Source organism: Rhizobium rhizogenes NBRC 13257 (assembly GCF_000696095.1).
Taxonomy (GTDB): Bacteria; Pseudomonadota; Alphaproteobacteria; order Rhizobiales; family Rhizobiaceae; genus Rhizobium; species Rhizobium rhizogenes.
In genome coordinates this window covers 232,259-249,837 of record NZ_BAYX01000005.1, presented here as the reverse complement: position 1 = coordinate 249,837, position 17,579 = coordinate 232,259, and the positions used below count along the sequence as shown (strand labels likewise).

14 protein-coding genes and 2 pseudogenes are annotated in these 17,579 nt (G+C 56.4%); 3 read left to right on the top strand and 13 right to left on the bottom strand.

From position 1 onward, the window contains the following. Positions 1-103: 103 nt before the first annotated feature. On the top strand, positions 104-1,900 hold the full coding sequence (locus tag RRH01S_RS13110; RefSeq protein WP_198929718.1) for an FAD-binding oxidoreductase: 1,797 nt from the start codon (positions 104-106) through the stop codon (positions 1,898-1,900). Further along, positions 1,894-4,920 carry an AAA family ATPase gene (locus tag RRH01S_RS13105; RefSeq protein ID WP_012650377.1) on the top strand — a complete coding sequence of 1,009 codons (3,027 nt, stop codon included), beginning with the start codon at positions 1,894-1,896 and terminating at the stop codon, positions 4,918-4,920. Before RRH01S_RS13110 ends, RRH01S_RS13105 begins: the two co-directional genes overlap by 7 nt. Here the strand turns inward: RRH01S_RS13105 and RRH01S_RS13100 are convergent. The 8 genes and pseudogenes from RRH01S_RS13100 to RRH01S_RS13065 all read right to left on the bottom strand — a co-directional run bounded on the left by RRH01S_RS13100 (position 4,904) and on the right by RRH01S_RS13065 (position 13,194). After that, on the bottom strand, positions 4,904-5,629 hold the full coding sequence (locus RRH01S_RS13100) for a hypothetical protein (protein ID WP_012650376.1): 726 nt from the start codon (positions 5,627-5,629) through the stop codon (positions 4,904-4,906). The two genes, RRH01S_RS13105 and RRH01S_RS13100, sit on opposite strands and share 17 nt — an antisense overlap. 880 nt (positions 5,630-6,509) lie before the next feature. Then, positions 6,510-7,175 (bottom strand): hypothetical protein, encoded by a 666-nt coding sequence (locus RRH01S_RS13095; protein WP_012650375.1) that lies wholly within the window; start codon positions 7,173-7,175, stop codon positions 6,510-6,512. 245 nt (positions 7,176-7,420) lie between these two features. Then, positions 7,421-8,113 (bottom strand): Crp/Fnr family transcriptional regulator, encoded by a 693-nt coding sequence (locus tag RRH01S_RS13090; protein ID WP_012650374.1) that lies wholly within the window; start codon positions 8,111-8,113, stop codon positions 7,421-7,423. Between the two features lie 398 nt (positions 8,114-8,511). After that, positions 8,512-8,973, bottom strand: a pseudogene (locus RRH01S_RS13085) (IS6 family transposase); the annotation flags it as partial. Positions 8,974-9,035: 62 nt separating this feature from the next. Then, positions 9,036-10,295 (bottom strand): group II intron reverse transcriptase/maturase, encoded by a 1,260-nt coding sequence (gene ltrA / locus RRH01S_RS13080; RefSeq protein ID WP_012650372.1) that lies wholly within the window; start codon positions 10,293-10,295, stop codon positions 9,036-9,038. 531 nt (positions 10,296-10,826) lie between these two features. Next, a pseudogene (locus RRH01S_RS13075) lies at positions 10,827-11,075 on the bottom strand (IS6 family transposase); the annotation flags it as partial. A 114-nt stretch (positions 11,076-11,189) separates the two neighbouring features. Then, the gene (locus RRH01S_RS13070; RefSeq protein WP_012650371.1) at positions 11,190-12,272 is read right to left on the bottom strand and encodes an alkene reductase; all 1,083 of its coding nucleotides are present in this window, start codon (positions 12,270-12,272) and stop codon (positions 11,190-11,192) included. A 133-nt stretch (positions 12,273-12,405) separates the two neighbouring features. After that, positions 12,406-13,194 (bottom strand): SDR family NAD(P)-dependent oxidoreductase, encoded by a 789-nt coding sequence (locus tag RRH01S_RS13065; RefSeq protein ID WP_012650370.1) that lies wholly within the window; start codon positions 13,192-13,194, stop codon positions 12,406-12,408. 113 nt (positions 13,195-13,307) lie between these two features. On the opposite strand from RRH01S_RS13065, the gene RRH01S_RS13060 reads away from it, so the two are divergent. Further along, positions 13,308-13,886: a TetR/AcrR family transcriptional regulator gene (locus RRH01S_RS13060; protein WP_012650369.1), complete on the top strand. Its 579-nt coding sequence runs from the start codon at positions 13,308-13,310 to the stop codon at positions 13,884-13,886. A 140-nt stretch (positions 13,887-14,026) separates the two neighbouring features. Here the strand turns inward: RRH01S_RS13060 and RRH01S_RS13055 are convergent, their stop codons facing one another. The 5 genes from RRH01S_RS13055 to RRH01S_RS13035 form a co-directional block, all read right to left on the bottom strand. Further along, positions 14,027-14,464 (bottom strand): YqaA family protein, encoded by a 438-nt coding sequence (locus tag RRH01S_RS13055; protein WP_012650368.1) that lies wholly within the window; start codon positions 14,462-14,464, stop codon positions 14,027-14,029. A gap of 232 nt (positions 14,465-14,696) precedes the next feature. Then, on the bottom strand, positions 14,697-15,368 hold the full coding sequence (locus RRH01S_RS13050; RefSeq protein WP_012650367.1) for a DUF4405 domain-containing protein: 672 nt from the start codon (positions 15,366-15,368) through the stop codon (positions 14,697-14,699). A gap of 16 nt (positions 15,369-15,384) precedes the next feature. Next, positions 15,385-15,870: a cytochrome P460 family protein gene (locus RRH01S_RS13045; RefSeq protein ID WP_034516410.1), complete on the bottom strand. Its 486-nt coding sequence runs from the start codon at positions 15,868-15,870 to the stop codon at positions 15,385-15,387. Positions 15,871-15,921: 51 nt separating this feature from the next. After that, entirely contained in the window at positions 15,922-16,392 is a 471-nt protein-coding gene (locus tag RRH01S_RS13040) for a (R)-mandelonitrile lyase (RefSeq protein ID WP_034516412.1), read from the bottom strand. A 46-nt stretch (positions 16,393-16,438) separates the two neighbouring features. Then, positions 16,439-17,488, bottom strand: a complete 1,050-nt coding sequence (locus RRH01S_RS13035; RefSeq protein WP_153510392.1) for an alpha/beta hydrolase — start codon at positions 17,486-17,488, stop codon at positions 16,439-16,441. Positions 17,489-17,579 lie beyond the last annotated feature (91 nt).

The following is a 17,579-nucleotide window of genomic DNA, read 5'->3' as shown; positions in this document are numbered from 1 at the left end:
TGAAGTTACATAAGGTTTATTATGGAACCATAACTGGCATCCTTGGTCACGATCGCCCCGTATCAGAATCAAATGGGCAAAGATCGGATATCATTCGCGTACATTGCCTGATCAGCTGCGTTTCACGGGCATCCGTATTGTTTTAGCCCATCGCGGCTCCAACGGAAGCGAAGCCCACTTCGCGATCATTCTCCATTTGTTATCTATATGCAAACATTATAATATTATGTGCATTAAAAATTCGCGCACCCGTGAGATAGTCGGGGTCGCACCTTTGCATGATATTCCGGGTAAAAATTCTGCATCATATGAGGAGACGCCATTGCTTTGGTACGATAGCCGCGCAAAGCATTTACGCTTGAAATTTTCAAAATGGGATCTGCTCAAGGGCAAAGATGTCGGCACGCAGGCTCTTGAAATCACCGATGCAAAGAGCTTGCAGGATGCTATCGTCGGTCAAGTCGTCCTTCCCGGCGACCCTGACTATAACAAGGCCCGAATGCTGTCCAATCCAAGGTTCTCGGCCTTTCCAGCAATCATTGTCTATTGTGAGGTCGAGTCAGATGTATCGACCTGCCTGCTTTGGGCTCGCCAGCGGCATTTGCCCGTCGTTGTCCGTTCTGGCGGGCATAGCACTGGCGGATTTTCGGCCCAGGACGGATTTCTGATCGATGTAAGCAGGCTCAACGACGTTGTTGTTGATCCCTTGTCCCGAACAAGCTGGGCCGGCCCAGGAACCGATTTCCGCAAGTTCAATGCCAAGATCGAGGCATTTGATTTGCATACGCCAGGAGGTGCCTGCCCTGACGTATGCATTGGCGGCTATATGCAGGGCGGCGGCTATGGCTTTACCGCGCGCATATTCGGAATGAACTGCGACCAGGTGGAAGCCGTGCGTGTCATGCTGGCGGACGGCCGAATGGTTTACGCGGATGCCACGCAGAACCGGGATTTATTCTGGGCCATTCGCGGTGGAACAGGAAGCAATTTCGGCGTTTTGCTCGGGGTAAAATATCGCCTTTATGAGGGTAAGGATTTTTCGGGGTTCTCGGTATGCTGGTCCATCTCGTCCGATGACGGCGCGCAATACGCAGCTCAGGCGCTGGCATGGCTGCAAAAGAACTTCATGCGCGAAAACGCACCTGCCGACTTAGGTTACCAAATGATTTGGGCCTTCGAAGGCCCCGAAACGGGTGGTAAGCAGCCTTATCTGCTGATGCGTGGCATGTATCGTGGATCCAAGGAGGATCTGGCGAAGATCCTCGAGCCTGTTCTGGGTCTGCCGGGGGCAAGCCTCCAAGCCCTCTATGACCGCCAGCCTTATTCGGCGCTCAACAAGACGCTCTTGAGCAAGCCGTATGACGTGCCGGACTTTCCGCCAGATATGACGCCCATGCCGCCACCGGAAGCGAAGCTCAGCCGCTATCTATCGAGAGAGCTCGGTTCGGAGGATTGGCTCAAGCTCATCCAGTATTTTCTGCACAGCCCAAGCCCTTACACGACCGTCGCCATGGAGATCTATGGAGGCGCGATCGAGCGCTTTGGTACATCGGGCAACGCTTTTATTCACCGCCATGTCTATTGCGACCTTTTCTTTGATGTCTTCTGGCTGAACGCCCGCGAACAAAAAGTCATGGGAGGGTACATCGAGGGATGGCGCGCACTGATCGAGCCATATTGGAGCGGTTTTGTCTACCAAAACTATCCAAGTCCAGTCGATCCAGATTTCGGCGCACACTACTGGGGCGATCTCTATCCCCTCTTGCGTGGCATCAAGACCAAATATGATCCGGCCGATGTCTTTTCTTATCCTCAAAGTATCAAGCTGCTCGAAGAGCCGGAGCAAATCGTCAGCTCTCTTGGAATGGACGACCCGATTGTCTACGAGATGCCATGGTGAACCGGAAGCGAGAAAGTGGCAATTTTTCAACGATTAATGCCTGGCTCGCGAACATAGATCTGGGACACTACGCCCAATGCTTCGAAGCGGCTAATATCGACCTGGAGATATTGGCTCATTTGAATGAGTCGGATCTCAAGGAGATTGGGGTTTACTCACTTGGTCACAGGCGAAAAATCCTCACGCACCTTTCTGAGCGCGTAAGTCACAACCCAGCCAATCCTCGGGCCGAGCTGCGATATATAACAGTATTGTTTTGTGATCTGGTGGGTTCTACCCAATGGGCAGAGCTTCTGGGCGCAGAAGCGTTTTGGGATTTGCTGGCGAGCTATTATGCTGCTGTAAGGGAGGCCGTCATACCGCTCGGTGGATATGTTGCGCAATACCACGGTGATGGGGTCCTAGTATATTTCGGCTACCCCAACACTTTGGAAGACGCAGCCTTGCGCGGCGTACTCGGCGCTTCCCACGCGGTAGAACAAGTGGATAAGCTCCCAAATACCGCCGGAATCCGTCTAGCGGCAAGAGCGGGTGTCACGAGCGGGCCTGTCTTGATGGACGGATTGAGCGAGGCCGGGCACCAGGGCGAGATTGGGCAAGCCTTCGGCGCGACCGTCAATATGGCCGCGCGGCTTCAGTCTGTGGCACAGCCCGGGAAAGTAGTTGTATCAGAATCGACCGCTGCGCTTGTGAAACACCACGTTCAACTGCATCCGCTCGGAATCCACTCATTGAAGGGTGTGGAAAAACCATGCGCCGTCTTCGAAATACGCGGCGAGCAGACAGGCGATCTCGCAGTAGCAGTAACGGCTCAACAGGTTCGCGCTCCCTTTGTTGGGCGGACCGAAGAAATAGCCAGCCTTTCACACATCTGGCTGCAGGTCGAAAGCGGAGCCTTCGAAAGGGTCCTGCTAACCGGTGAACCGGGCATCGGAAAATCCCGTTTGGCATCGCATTTTATGAATTCGCTCGAGAATCGCGGCCTTACCGTACGGCGGATTTTTTTCCAACCTCATAGTCGGGATATTCCTTTCCATGCGTTTGTGGACGCGTTGAAACTGGAGGCTCATCAACACGAGCCTGGAGCCGCCAGTCTTCTCGAGCTGCTCAAAACGATTGGTAGTGGCAGTCAGATGGAACGGCGCGAGAGGCGAGCAGAGTTCATCGATGCTTTGGTGAGCCATTTTTCCGACGGCAAGCCTCCGCGGATTATCTGGTGCGATGACATACATTGGGCGGACCTGTCGAGCGCGGAAGTGATTTCCAGGTTAGTGAAGGTGCGATCGAAAGGTGTCCTGATCGTCATCAGCGGGCGTCATTGGCCGATCGGTATGGAGCAAGGTGCCGAACTCCGGGAGGGGTTCACCGTATTCCAGCTGGAACCACTGGCAACGAACGAAACGAAGCAGATTATCGCGCATCTGATGTCGAACATCGACGCAGACCGAACGCTTTTTGAAATGTTGGCCGACCGGTCGGAGGGGGTGCCGTTGTTTGCGGAAGAACTGGCGCTGGGTGTCCGCGAGAGCACTGACTCCGGCCAGAGAATGGATCCGCTCAAGGGCATTCCGTCGAGCCTGCAGCAGAGTTTACAGGCACGTATCGGCCGCCTTACCGTCGCCAACCAACTTATGCGGTTGCAATCCTGCTTTGGGCGCAGGGTTTCTCTGTCACTCCTCAGAAGCCTATGGCTCTCCGAGGAACAGATTGAAGTTGCGTTGGAAGAAATAACCTCCGCCGGCCTTGCCGAACTACAACTAGCCCAAGGGAGCGAGCAGGAAAACATGCTCGTTTGCCGCCATCAACTTATCTTGGAATGCGCCTACGAAATGATCCTGAAACGGGATCGGATCGCCATGCATGGCAGGATTGCTGATGTACTTGAACAGCGTGTAGTGGATGGCATTGCCGTCCCTCCCCTCATGCGTGCCGAGCACTCTGAGCGAGCTGAGCGTTTGCGAGAGGCCGCAGATCTTTATGCGCAGGCAGGCCATCTTGCCTCGGCGCAGTCCGCGGATGCCGAGGCTGTCTCCCTCTATAGTAGAGCCCTGACGCTGGCACATCGCTTGGAAAACACAAGCGCCGAATGGAACCTCCAATTCGAGGCGGATACTTTGCTCGCTCTCTATCCCGCCTTGGTTGGCGTCAATGGCTACGTGGCTGCAAACGCGGATGTGACGACGCGCCTCGAAGAGCTTATCCCACGTCTTGGGGGGCCTGAGCGCCTCCTCTCCTCCTTTTTCCTTCGTTGGCTCGAGATGCTGGCACAAGGCGACATCGACACGGCGCACGGCTTTACCTTCGGTGTAGCCGGTGCTTTCGGCCCAGAGGGCGAGAGCTCACATGAACTAATGATCCACCGAATGCTGGGATCGACCCATATGTTTCGTGGTGAGCTTGAAGCGGCCAAAATCCATCTTCACAGCTTTCTCAACAAATACAGGCCGGAGGAGCATCTCGATGCGCTGCGTCGTTTCGGTGCGACGGACAACTATGTTACTGTCTTGTGCTGCATCGCCGCTATAGCGGCTTTCGATGATGACAACGACTATGCCCAGCAGGCGCGGCGTCGCGCTATCGCCGCAGCCGACGCTAGCCGCCACGTCCATACACTATGCCATACTCTGTGCTTTGGAGCCGCTCTACCCACTGGGCTACGGGGAGAATGGGAAGAACTCGCTGTTCTACATGACAGATTGTCGACAATTGCCCAGGAACGACAACTGGTCTTTTGGCAATGTTTCGCACGTATGATTGAGGGTATTCTCATCGCGTCACGCGGTGATGCGGCTGGTGGCCTCTTGATCTTTAACAAAGGGCACGATGATCTACAGGCCCGAGGATTTCAGTTTATGTGCCCGACATTCCGCCTTGTTTTGGCTTTTGCCTGCAACGGCGCCCTTCCCGAGGATGAGTTGGCGAAACTGAAGGTACAGCTGGAAGCCGGCGAGCGCTGGGGGCTACCCCTGCTATCAGCATTGAAGGCTAGAATGGAGTCCACACCTAGTAGGCTTGAGTAACTTTAAAGGTGCCATCAGCATTATAGGTGACGTTACATGTCGTGTATCCCGTCGTAAAATCACACTTCGCGGCTGTCGCAATCACTTTACTGTAGGTGTCGTAAGTCATTGCACTCCCCACTGAATACTGCGCTGCGGTAATATAATAGATCTGCAACACACCAATCTGCACGTTGACGTTAGGCGGTGCCGAGATAAAACTCGAAAGGATGACAGATCCATCCTCATTGATAATTGAGTTGCCGACGGTATAGGACGGAACAGGCGGGGTATATGGTGGTACGCTAATGCAGAAAGCGCCGGATGGCACACCCGCATTGAAAATGGCAGGCGTCAGCCCGACCGGGTCTACCAGCATATTGGTATAATTGTTGACGTTGCCGCCGTTTTTAGGCGTGAGCGTTACCTTCTGGACTGACGATGTTTGCGATTTTGCCAATGCCGCCAGCGACGGCGCGAGCAACGTAGTGTCCATTGCGATCTTACCGGTTTTCGACGGCATGATTTCCTGGGCGCCTGCGTAGATCTGTTGGTCCAAAGGAATAGACAAGGTTGTACCAGCTTCGCTGTACCGCCGTAGGAATTGGCAATCAAGGCAGCTGGAAAAGACCGCGGCTGCGCCGCTGAACGTTGAAACGACCTGGACCAACGAAAAATAGTTGTCTTGCGAGCCATCATTTTTAATGATTATTTTAAATGCCTGCGCCATTGTTGCGTCCAATCAGACCTTGACGTGAGAAGTTCGGATTTTCTATTGCGTCTTTCCCTTAATTAAGCTTGCGGCATCAATATTGAAAGCGACGAGACCGGGCGCGTTTGAAATGCTCTTGCGTCCCGCTCGCGGGTAATCCTGGCGAAAGCCTCGTCAGGATTATTGTCAACAGCCGAGCAACCTATTCTCTTTCCGAGAAACGGAAGCCATAATCGGGGCTAAGGGGAAGGCAGATGTCCGGCCGGTGGAGGTGGCCATGGTTCGGAAACCATGGCCACCTCCAGTCGATGCGGTCAAATGCTACCTTTAAACACTGGGCATACTCTCAGCCGTCTCCAGACCAGCCTTTTGGGGCGTAAGTTCATCTCCTGGCGCGACCCATAGGCATTGGAGAGTTCCACCACCATTCATATTCTGAACGTATGTTGCATTGCCGTTCGCGGGATAAGAGTCCGTGTATCCTACTGGAGTATTAACATTTGGCCAGTAGTTGACGCCAACTATCGTCAGATTGTAGGTCGCTGCATTTGGACCCCGATTGTATATGTGCAAAGTTCCGGGCACTTGTCCCAGCCCATATATTTGTCCATCTGGTGGTATATTGACAACTGTCATTTTTAGCTCCTGTTGTTGAACATTGTACTCATCATTTGCGGGAAGAGACGAAACCCAAGCAGGGCTTGGCAACCGATATTCCCGCGTGAAATTGATTGGCTCCGGGCGTAGGCTCATTGATGATCAGGATAGCCCTTCGCTCTCATGGACATTTGCCATGTTTGCTTGGTCACCACCCTACCGTTGAATCCTCAATGACGAAGCAATCCGGATATCCGACACTGCGGTCTGGACCCGAAGCCCGTCCCAGGAGCCAATCGCTTTAGCTCATGGTGACGGTCCAGCTTCCGTCCGAATTATAGGCGACGTTCGCGACCGAGTAGCCTCCGGTGAAATCGCATAGAGCCGACTGCCCCGACGATTGGGTGAAGTTCATGTTCACGCCCGCTGTATAGGTGCCGGTGCCGACATAGAATTTCAGAACCGGTTGGCAATCGATATTCTGCTGTGGCTGGGCAAGAACGAAGTTCGACAGGATAACTTGGCCGTTCGCCTTCACGGCTGAGCCTGCATAAAACTGCTGCGCCGGCGGCTGGTAGAGACCGGTCGCGATACGGAATGCACCCTGCTGCACGCCGGAGGTAGGACTTGCCGGCGTCAGACTAAGCGGCACCGGAGCCATGATCGTCGAATTGTTGGCAGAGCCGTTGATCGGCGTTAGATCAATAGGCTGAATGGCAGAGGCAAAACCATTGAGCTGGCCGGGAATAGGCACTGCGTTGTTGGTTTGCTGAACGCCGGCGTAATATTGGACATTCGACTGGAATGTCAGCGACGATCCGCTACTCGACGGGGCAAGGAGTTGACTGAAAAGGCTGTTGGAGTAGACAGTTGCACCGCCGGTATAGACTGCCGGCTGCTGGAAAAAGAAGAAGGAGTTGTTGACCGCTTGATTGTTGACAACGTTGATGGTCAGAAGAGTTGACATGACGGATTTCCTCGCTTTTCTGTTGAGGGCTAACTGTCTTTCGCGAGGGAGAGATGAGCGATCCTCCCCCTGAAGACAGCCTCACGGTAGAGATCGCGACCTCTTCACGATGTGCGAAATGCCACAGACCAAACGGGAGATCATGGCACTGAAAACGCAGGGGCACCGCACGATGGATTCACGCGATAGATTCAATTGTGTTGAAATCTTTCATCGTCCGCCGAAGCCAATGATCGGCACGATGATTAACCCTGCAATGCTTTGTCGAGGGTTTGCTGGAGACGGTTCCGATCCTGCAACGAGATTGCCCCGCGATGACGGGTAATCAGCCCGAGCCGTGTGAGGCTGTTGAGTTCTCGTGTGACTGCCTCTCTGTGACTTCCTATTCGGGCAGCAAGTTCGGCATGGGTTGGCGGAGGCGAGATGATATATGATTCCGTGGCGCCGCTCACTGATCGCGAGAGGCGCAGTAATTCTGCCAAGAGCCTGTGCTTCATGCTGAGTGCTGAGGTTTCGTTGACGCGGTCTGTCAACGAACGAATGAGGGCAGCAAGCGAGACGAGTACCTGCCTGCCGACCTCCGGATACTGTTGAATTGCCTGCCAGAACACGTGAGCCGGCATCTGTGCAACAATAGAATCAGTGAGGCAGCGGATGTGGGCGGAGCGGGGACGATTGTCGATGGCGGCAATTTCTCCAAAATATTCGCCGGCGCGAATATCGCGCATGATAGTCTCTTGTCCGGCTATGCAAACGCTGGCGCGAAGTTGTCCCCGGACAACAAGAAAGAGATCGTTGCCCTCATCTTGGTCATCTATAATCGCCTCATTGGCGCGGTAGCGCCGCCATCTGCACTGGCATTCAAGCGCCCGCCGAGCTTGCTTGTCCAGAGCTTTGAATAAAGTGATTTCGGCGAAGCCAAGAGGATAGACGTCCATCGCTGACCCTGTCGCTGCAATCCTGATAACTCTCGTTGCGGCTATACACGCTTCACATCACCACCGTGCGGCCGGTCCAGTTTGGACCACTCGTATCCGTGTCTTTTCATAAGTTTCCGTCGGGACCGACCACGATAGAATTCTCCGGAGGCCCGAATACGGAAGGCAGTCAATTAATTAGAATAACAAAATATTTAAAGCTTATCGCCAGTAGGTTGTCAAATGGTATCGTACTTAAGCGTCACCAGACAAAAGCGGATGACGGGTTTCTGCGGTCTGTCATGCCCGGGCGATTTTAACCCATAGGTCCATTGCAGCGGCGCGCAGCTCGCGATAATGGCTGGAGGGGCGATGTCACGTTGTTCGCTTAATCCCCGTCAAGGTGTTTGTCGATGAACTTACGCAGTTGCGCCGGTCACGGCTTTCCAATGCGCCATTGCGCGGATGCGATGAATGTGGATGGCGAGGGCTGAGCGTTTCTGGTGCGCCGGGACGAAAAGATTTCTGATTGCTGAAAAGATCGATACGAAGCGTTGCAAGCCGCCGACTGATCGAAATCTCAGCGTCATCCGTTCTCGTTTTCGAAATGGTACGTGAGAATTCTCCGCCCGGTTGTTGAGCCCCTTATGAGATCGATGTTCGACATCTGGCATGACTTCCCGCTTTGCCGCGCCGTATAAACGCAGTTTGTCGGTGACGATGCGCTTCGGCACGAGACCTTGCTTCCTTAGCAGCCTGATCAGCAATCGCTTGGCCGCCTTGGTATCGCGGCGAGCCTGGACGATCTCGTCGAGAACGTAGCCGTCCTGATCGACGGCGCGCCAAAGCCAATGTTTTCGGCCACCGATGGAAATCAGGAGGCGAGTGGCGCGGGGGAGTTCCACCCCCACGCTCTCTTAGAACCGGACGTGATACTCTCGCATCATCCGGCTCCCATTGTTCGACCGTATCCATGAAGCAGAGGCCAATGGGCGAACAGCCGAGGTTGGCGCTGCGCGATGCGCAAAAGCCAATGCCGGGATCGCCGTTTATGCCTACGCAAGGACTTGTACTTTCCCGATGCCCATCGAGCCAAGTATCGCTCGACACTCCAAAGCGTAGGTTGGAGAGCTGAAGGACAGAACCGACCATAGTAATTGATCCAGCCGCGGATGTACGAGTTGAACATCCGTGCCAGATCATCGAGAGCTTTGTCACTGCGAAGGTGCAAGGACCAACTACGGATCGTGCCCCGTATCGCCTTGAGCGCCGTCGGACTGGCCGCAGGACCGAATGAAACACCCATGCCCCCGGCCTTCTTACTCACAAGTCTCGGCCGGAAAGTGTAGCCGAGAAAGTCGAACTTGTAGACCGGATGAGTACCTCGCCGACTTTCATCCCTGCAGTAGACGATTTTAGTCTTGTCAGGATGAAGCGTCAGCCCACAGTCAGTAAAACGCGCGTCCAGAGCGTTCTGAAGCGCCATCGCCTGATCCTCGCTCCGACAATGACAGATCGCGTCGTCAGCATACCGTTCAAACGGAATGTCCGGGAAATTCCGACACATCCACATGTCAAACGCGTAGTGAAGAAACAGGCTTGCCAAGAGGGGGCTGATCACCCCGCCCTGTGGCGTTCCTCGTTCTCTGGCGACGAGATTTCCGTCCGGCATCTGCACTGGCGCTTTCAGCCATCGTTCAATGTATAAAAGCACCCACGGGCAATCGGTGTGCTTGCGCACAGCCCGCATCAGCAGGTCCGGTTCAATGCTATCAAAGAAAGCCTTGATATCGAGATCAAGAACCCAGTTGTAACGCCAGCATCGCTGCCGTGCCACGCTGATCGCATCAAGTGCCGATTTGCCGGGCCGATACCCATAGGAATCCGGATGGAATTCAGGCTCCACCACCGGTTCCAGATGGCGTTTGACCACCATCTGCGCAACGCGATCGGCGACCGTAGGTATGCCCAGCGGGCGCGTCTTCCCATCGCTCTTGGGTATGTCGACCCGCCGCACCGGCGGCGGAAAGTAGCTGCCCGACGCCAGCCGATTCCAGAGCTTGTACAGGTTGTTCCTAAGATCAGCCTCGAAGTCCGCAATCGTCTGGCCATCTATACCAGCCGCTCCTTGGTTGGCTCTAACCCTCTTATATGCTTCCCACACCTCCCTTTTCGGGATCGTATACGGCTTTGCTCTATCCACGAGGATCCTCCCGTCGCCGGTTGTCCACGCTCCAGAGCTGAACAACGCAACCCCTTCGCTCCAGCCCCATTACAGGACCTTCAGCACTACTACGGGCTGCTCCGCCCCTGTGCCCCGCTTCGGTAATCTCACCCTCGCAGGGACCGCCTGCTTGGGTTTCTCCCTTAACATCGGAGCGACAGGTTCCCGCGTTCCACACGAAAGCCTGGTGAAGAGTCACGCCGCCTTCATGCCGGATGCCGTCTGGGCAGAAATCAGGTCGCCCCCCAGACTCGTCCCGGGCTAACGAATTCCTCCCGGTTTCGACATCATCTTGCACTTTTCGACACGTCATCAGCGGTTCGCTTGCGCTCGTCTCTCTGAACCTTACCTGACGGACTAACATCCGCCTTTTCTGCAACGCTCACCACCACGGCTCTTTACCGTCGCAGCTTGCAGTGGTTTGAAACCTACCCCTGACGGTCGGCTTCGAGGGACCTACCCTCATCTTTCGTGCAGCTCGGCTCCCACACTGCTGCGGGTGCCTCGCCGCACACCCTCGTCCAAATGCCACACATGGTTCCCGCTGGGCTTCTTGCGGTGAAGGCGACACGCATAATCCGGGCCGAACTTCTTTCCCCAGCAGCGGATCGTTTCATAGGAGACGGCAATGCCGCGCTCCAGCAACAATTCCTCGACAAGGCGCAGGCTCAGCGGAAACCGAAAGTAGAGCCAGACCGCGTGGGCGATGATCTGGGGTGGGAAGCGATGGCGCTTGTAGCTGACTGGCGAAGTGTTCATGCACGCGCGTCTATCGCAGCCGCTCCTCACAAGGAATTACCGTGACATCGCCGGAGGCATTGTTCGCTGCGAATTCACAGTTGCAAAAGGCCGAGCAACAGCGCGGCCGATTGGTCACCCGTGGTTCGAGGCCACAAATGGATAGTCGGTATAGCCTTCGGCGCCGCCGCCGTAGATGGTGGTCGGGTTCACCTCTGCCAGCGGAACGGCTGTCTTCAGCCGCTTCACGAGATCCGGATTGGCGATAAATGGCCGGCCGAACGAAAAGAGATCAGCCTCGCCCTTCGTAAAGCGCGACGTCGCGAGTTCCAGGTTGTAGCCGTTGTTGGCAATGTAGGTGTTAGCGAATTTGGCCCTAAGCTCTGCGTAATTGAAGACAGCAGCCTCATGCGGCCCACCTCGCCCACCTTCGACGACATGGAGATAGGCAATACCAATCTCGCCCAATTTCTCGGCGATGTAGTTGAATTGCGCCTGCGGATCGGTCGAGGTGACACTGTTGATCGGCGAAATCCGGACCCCCGTCCGCTGCGCGCCGACCTCCGCGGCCACGGCGGCAGCGACTTCCAATATCATCCGTGCGCGACCTTCGACGGAGCCACCATAGGCGTCGGTGCGGGTGTTGGAGCCATCCTTGACAAACTGATCCAGCAGATAGCCGTTGGCGCCATGGACTTCGACACCATCAAAGCCCGCGGCAATCGCGTTGGCGGCGGCGCGACGGAAATCGGCGATGGTGGCCTGGATCTCATCCCGTTTGAGCGCGCGAGGTTCGGACACATCGACGAAGGCATTGTTCACGAAAACCTTAGTGTCAGCCTTGAGGGCGGAGGGCGCGACCGGGGCTTGCGCATTCGGCTGCAGATCGACATGCGAAACACGACCTACATGCCAAAGCTGCAGAAAGATGTGCCCGCCTTTGGCATGCACCGCGTCGGTCACTTTCCGCCACCCGTCGATCTGAGCTTGCGTATAAATGCCCGGCGTATCCTGATAACCCTGCCCTTCCTGCGAAATCTGCGCCCCTTCGGATATGATCAGGCCAGCAGTCGCGCGCTGAGAATAGTATTCCACCGCGAGTTCGCTCGCCACAAAGCCAGCGCCAGCTCTGTTGCGGGTCAAAGGAGCCATGACGATACGGTTCGCCAGCGTCAGGGCGCCGAGTGTGTAGGGTTCGAAGAGTGTGTTGTCAGTCATTTCGTTTCTTTTCTTTCGTCCGGATTTCGGGGTTCTCTGTCACGCCTCGGAGTTTCGCGCCGAAGCTCGGCACAGGCCGGCCAGCCTTTGCGGCGCGGCCTGTGCCGGCGACGGCGCGTTTCTGCGGGAGGCGCTAGGCGGCGGAGCGATAACGCTCTGCTGCGTGGACCTGTGCAAAGCCCGGGAGCATCACCTGACGTGCGGCCTGATAGGCATCCCATTGGGCGGCATCGTGAAGCGGCGGGATGGTGACGGGTTCGCGCTTGTCGAAGCCTGCCAGGGCGGCGTCCACGAGTTCACCCACTTCCATCACGCCCGGAAGCGTGTTGACGTCGATGCCGACAAGCTCCCAGAGCTCCGTCCGCGTCGCAGCCGGCAGCACTGCCTGCACGTAGATCCCCTTGGGGCCGAGTTCGAGGCTGAGCCCCTGCGAGAGAAACGTCACGAACGCCTTGGTGGCGCCATAGACGGACATTCCAAATTCCGGGGCAAGCCCGACGACCGAGGAGACGTTGATGATCGCACCCGAGCCCGCCTCGATGAACCGCGGTGTGACGGCACTGGTGAGACGGGCAACCGCCGTCACATTGAGCGCAATCAATTGGGTGATATCATTCGTAGCCTGATTGGGGAATGCCCCTTCCAGGCTCGCACCGGCATTGTTGACGAGAATTCCGATCTGACGATCGTCGCTCAGACGCGTTTCCACCGCCGCTAGTTCATCGGAATTGGTGACATCGGCCGGCAGAATGTCGATTGTTACGCCGGTTTCCTCGCGAAGTCGCGCCGAGAGAGCCTCCAGTCTTGCCTTATTGCGCGCAACCAGTACGAGATTGTGCCCACGCCGGGCGAAACGTTCTGCATATGTCGCTCCAATACCCGAGGACGCGCCGGTGATAAGGACGGTGGGAGTGTCAGCCATTGTCTTGTTCTCTTTCGAATGAGTGTTATATAATTATGATGATGAACCTAATTACGACTTTAAAGTGATGGCTATCATAAAAAAGTCAATGGCAGCGATGGAGAAATCTCGAAATGAAAATCAGTCGCGAACAGATGGCCGAAAATCGCCAAAGGATCCTGGAGGTCGCAAGCCGGCTGTTTCGGGAGAAAGGATTTGAGGCAGTCGGCGTTGCCGAAGTCATGAAGGCTGCGGGACTGACGCATGGCAGCTTCTACGGTCATTTCAGCTCGAAGGACGACCTGATCGTCCAGGCGCTTGCGCACGCGCTTGGCCAGCGCAATGGAGCGACACTTCCTCTAGGCGCCTACATGGAGGAGTATCTTTCGCCGCGCCATTGCGACAACAGGGCCGGTGGCTGCCCGATTTCCGGACTTGCCGCCGACACGCTGCGCCAGACCCCGGAGGCCCGTGCGGCGGTGACGGATGGCGTGCGGGCACAGCTCGACTGGATGAGCGAGAAGTTCGAAGGGCCGGCCGAAGCCGACCGCCGCCGTCGGGCAATAGCAAGCTGGTCGGCGATGGTCGGGGCAACGATCCTGGCGCGGGCTGTGGTCGATCCCGCCTTGTCGAAGGAGATATTGACGGAGACGCTCGCCTGGATCGATGACGAACACGACCGACCTGCTTCCACACTTTCAGAATCTCACTGAGGAACAGTGGCGGCTGGTTTCTGCGTCTCGCCGCCCCGCAGGGCTGTCATGGCCGGTTTCGAAATCATCAGCGTCGGCGTGCACGCGCGAGCAGGCATCCCCTTCGAACGCGGCACTGCCGTTTCTTATGAGACGGAACATCACACCAGGCTTGTGGTCACCGCAGCAAGCACAATATACCGCCCGACCTTCGCGACGGTTACCAATAACAGGAATGTCGGTAGCGGCTCTCGCAGAACGCCCGCGGCAACTGTGATCGGATCACCAACGATCGGCAGCCAACTTGCCAGCAACGACCATCGTCCATAGCGTCGATACCAAATCTGCGCCCGGTCCATCGCCTGTTCGCTAACAGGAAACCATCGCCGCGAGCGGAAACGTTCCATGCCGCGACCGAATATCCAGTTGAGCAACGAGCCGAGGACATTGCCGACGCTTGCGACGGCCACGAGTACCGGGACTGCATATTCTCCCGTCAGGAGCAAGCCGACCAAGGCAGCCTCGGACTGCATCGGCAGAATGGTGGCCGCTGCGAAGGCAGCCATGAACAATCCAAGATAGATAGCAAGCTCGGCCATCGGTCAAAGATGCGCGATGATTGTGTTGAATTCGTTGGTCCAACGATGTCGATCTTTCGGAAACATACCGATAGCTTTCCCTATACGACGACCACGGCAGTCTCGGTGCAACACATGCTTGATAGGTGTATGATAGTAGCGACCGACAAGGCCGAGCAAGTGCTTGTGTGACAATTAACAAGCTTTGAGATTGCCCTTCGCCTTGCAAGAATGGCCAATCGCCGACGATCGGTCAGCGCTTTCTCATCCGCAGCCACTTCATCGCGTAGTAGGTCGGGACCATGCAGAGGCCTGCGATTGCGATGCAGTGGATAAAGAATCCCGCCACAGACTCCTCGAAATTCCACCAGTCCAGAGTGACCTGCATTGCGAGCTTGGTGCCGAGGCCCAGCTCGAACGAACTCCAGACTCCATGAATGGCGATGACAATGGCGATCGCCCGAAGCACCAAGCTTCGCGCCGCGCTCAGGTTGGAGATGCCGAACAGATTGCGTGCCACGCTCATGATCATCGGCCAACGCAGGCCCAGATGGATAGAAATGATGACCAGAGCCCAGTAGGCGGCAAGTGTATGGATCTGACGAACCGTGAATCCGCCATAGGGTGACATGGCGGGTGACAAGGTGTTGGAGATCAGCACACTGGTCACCAGCAGCACCAGCATGGCGACGAGCAGCAGCGCGGTGATCACGATATTGATCAAGCCCCTCGCCTCGCGCCCTCCTCTGGGGATCGTGCCGTACCAGCGCCTGTTGAAAACGTTGTGCACGATCACCAGCAGAAACATGGCGGTGCCGACGATTTCATGGACGGTGTTGCCCAGCCACCAGTAGGAAAGGCCGATCAGCAGCAGGCCAGCGGCTATGACGTCGAACGCCAGCCGCAGGAGAAATACGGAATTCAAGGCGTTGGCCCTCAACCTATTCGACCAGCGTGCCGTTGAACCTGGGAATGCGATAACCGGTATAAAGATAATCGCTGTCTGCTTGTCCTTGATGGCAGGACTGGCAGCGGGCGGTATTCTCGCTCATGTTGACCGTCTTGTCGGGCCAGAACCACTGGAATTGCCAATCGCCAGTGCGGCGACGTTCGTCGTAATCGGCGCCCCAACCGCTGCCCTTTTCCATGACGAAATATCGGTAGAGCTTGCCATCCCGATAATCGACGAGCACGAAATGCGTGCCGCTCGGGATCGGCTGTCCCTTTTTGACGGCCTCCATCGCTTCGGGTGTGGTCATGATGTGCTCGGTCACGTTGCCGCGCCGGACGGTCGTGTAGTGCACCAGCTGGTCGAGGTTTTCGGGGAATTTCACGCGGTTGGTTTCCGCGTCCACCTGCCATCCGACAAGCGACACAACGCCGGCGACCATGGCGATCTTAAAGAACCGGTCTGTAAATATCCTCATGAGGAACCTCATCCAAGCTTATGAATAAATTGAAAAACGTGTGGATCCAACCTAGCGCTGATACTGCTTGTCCGAAACCTGTTCCATCCAGTCCACCGACTTGCCATCAAGCGCTTCAGCAATCGCGATATGGGTCATGCCGGTGATGGCGGTGGCGCCATGCCAATGCTTGACATCAGGCGGAATCCAGACGACGTCGCCGGGTCTGATGTCCTGGATGGGACCGCCCCAATGCTGTACCAGGCCGACCCCAGCCGTGACGATCAGCGTCTGGCCAAGCGGGTGCGAGTGCCAGGCGCTACGCGCACCCGGCTCGAACGTCACGATCCCGCCGCCAATCCGCGCTGGCACCTCTCGCTGAAACCGGGAATCGACACGCACTGAGCCGGTGAAATTGTCCGCGGGTCCTGAGGTGAAGGGTTGCGAACCGGCGCGGGTGACGACGACCGCCCGCTCAGGCTCGCCCAGAGCCGCCGAAGCAAGGAGGATTAGCGAGAAGATAGTCAGCACAATTGCCTTCATTTGAATTCCTTTGTTCCGGTGCAAAAACGTCGACCCCGACGGCGGATCAATCGAGGTTCTTCTCGTCGAGGAACTTCGACACCTGATCCGCAATCTCGACGTTGTTCAGGTCCGAAAAGGGAAAGTGCGTGTTGCCCTTGATGCCGATCTCCGGCAGGTGCACTACTGTCACATCGCCGCCATGCTTGCTGACCGCATCCCGCCATAGCCGGGCCATCTGAAGTCGGGCACGCCAGCTATCCTGCGCCGGCAGGTCCACCGGGTGATCGGGAATATTGTCGCCGTAGAAGACGAGGATCGGGATCCGCGTCAGCGCCATAAACTGCTCCATCGGGACCGTCGCACCTTGAACTGTGTCAAAGGCGCTCGGGATCGGAGCGGGCACCTCGCCTTCGGGGAAAACGAAGCTGCTGCCGGGCTCGAAGGAGACGATCGCCTTGACATTCTGATTCTTGATGGCCGCGAGCCAGCCGGGGCCGCCGCCTTGCGAATGGGTGAAGAGGATCCCAGGACCGATCCGGTTGAAGAGCGCCGAGACACCGTCGGAAGTCACGTTCATGTCGAACGGCCCGGTATTGGGCGTCATCGATCGGAAAAACTGGTTGAGCGTCTCCGGGCTGCGGTCGAACTGGACGCCCTCAAAATAGTTCGGCCAGAGGCCGACGCGGAACTGGTTGAACCAGAGCTGCTCGTCCGGTGTCGGCTTGATTGTCGTCTCGACCATGCTGCGGCCCGCATCACCCCGACGCGGCTGATCAATCAGGTAGGTGGAGAAATGCCGGCGCAGAAAGATGGTCTGGAAGCCCTCGCGACCATCGGCCGTTGTCTCCCATGTCTTGGAGAACTGGCCGGCACCATGCCACATGACGATCGGAAACTTCCGTGGATTAACCGGGACCTGATAAAAGGCGTAGAGATGATCGCCGTGATAGGTCTGCCCCGCAGGTTCCAGCGGCTTCCGCGCATCGAAAGTGCCGGGGGCCATTGCAACCCTCCCCCCGACCGCAAAGCTGCCCTGCTCCTGAATGACGAGAGGCTCGGGCTTGCTCGCCTGCTGAGCCATTGCCGTAGGCGATATCAGGATGCCGGCTGACATCAATAATGGTGCGAATAGATACTTACAGGCGCTCACAGTCGGGTCCTTCTATCAAATCAAGACGACCCCAACGCTAGACACAATGTCACTT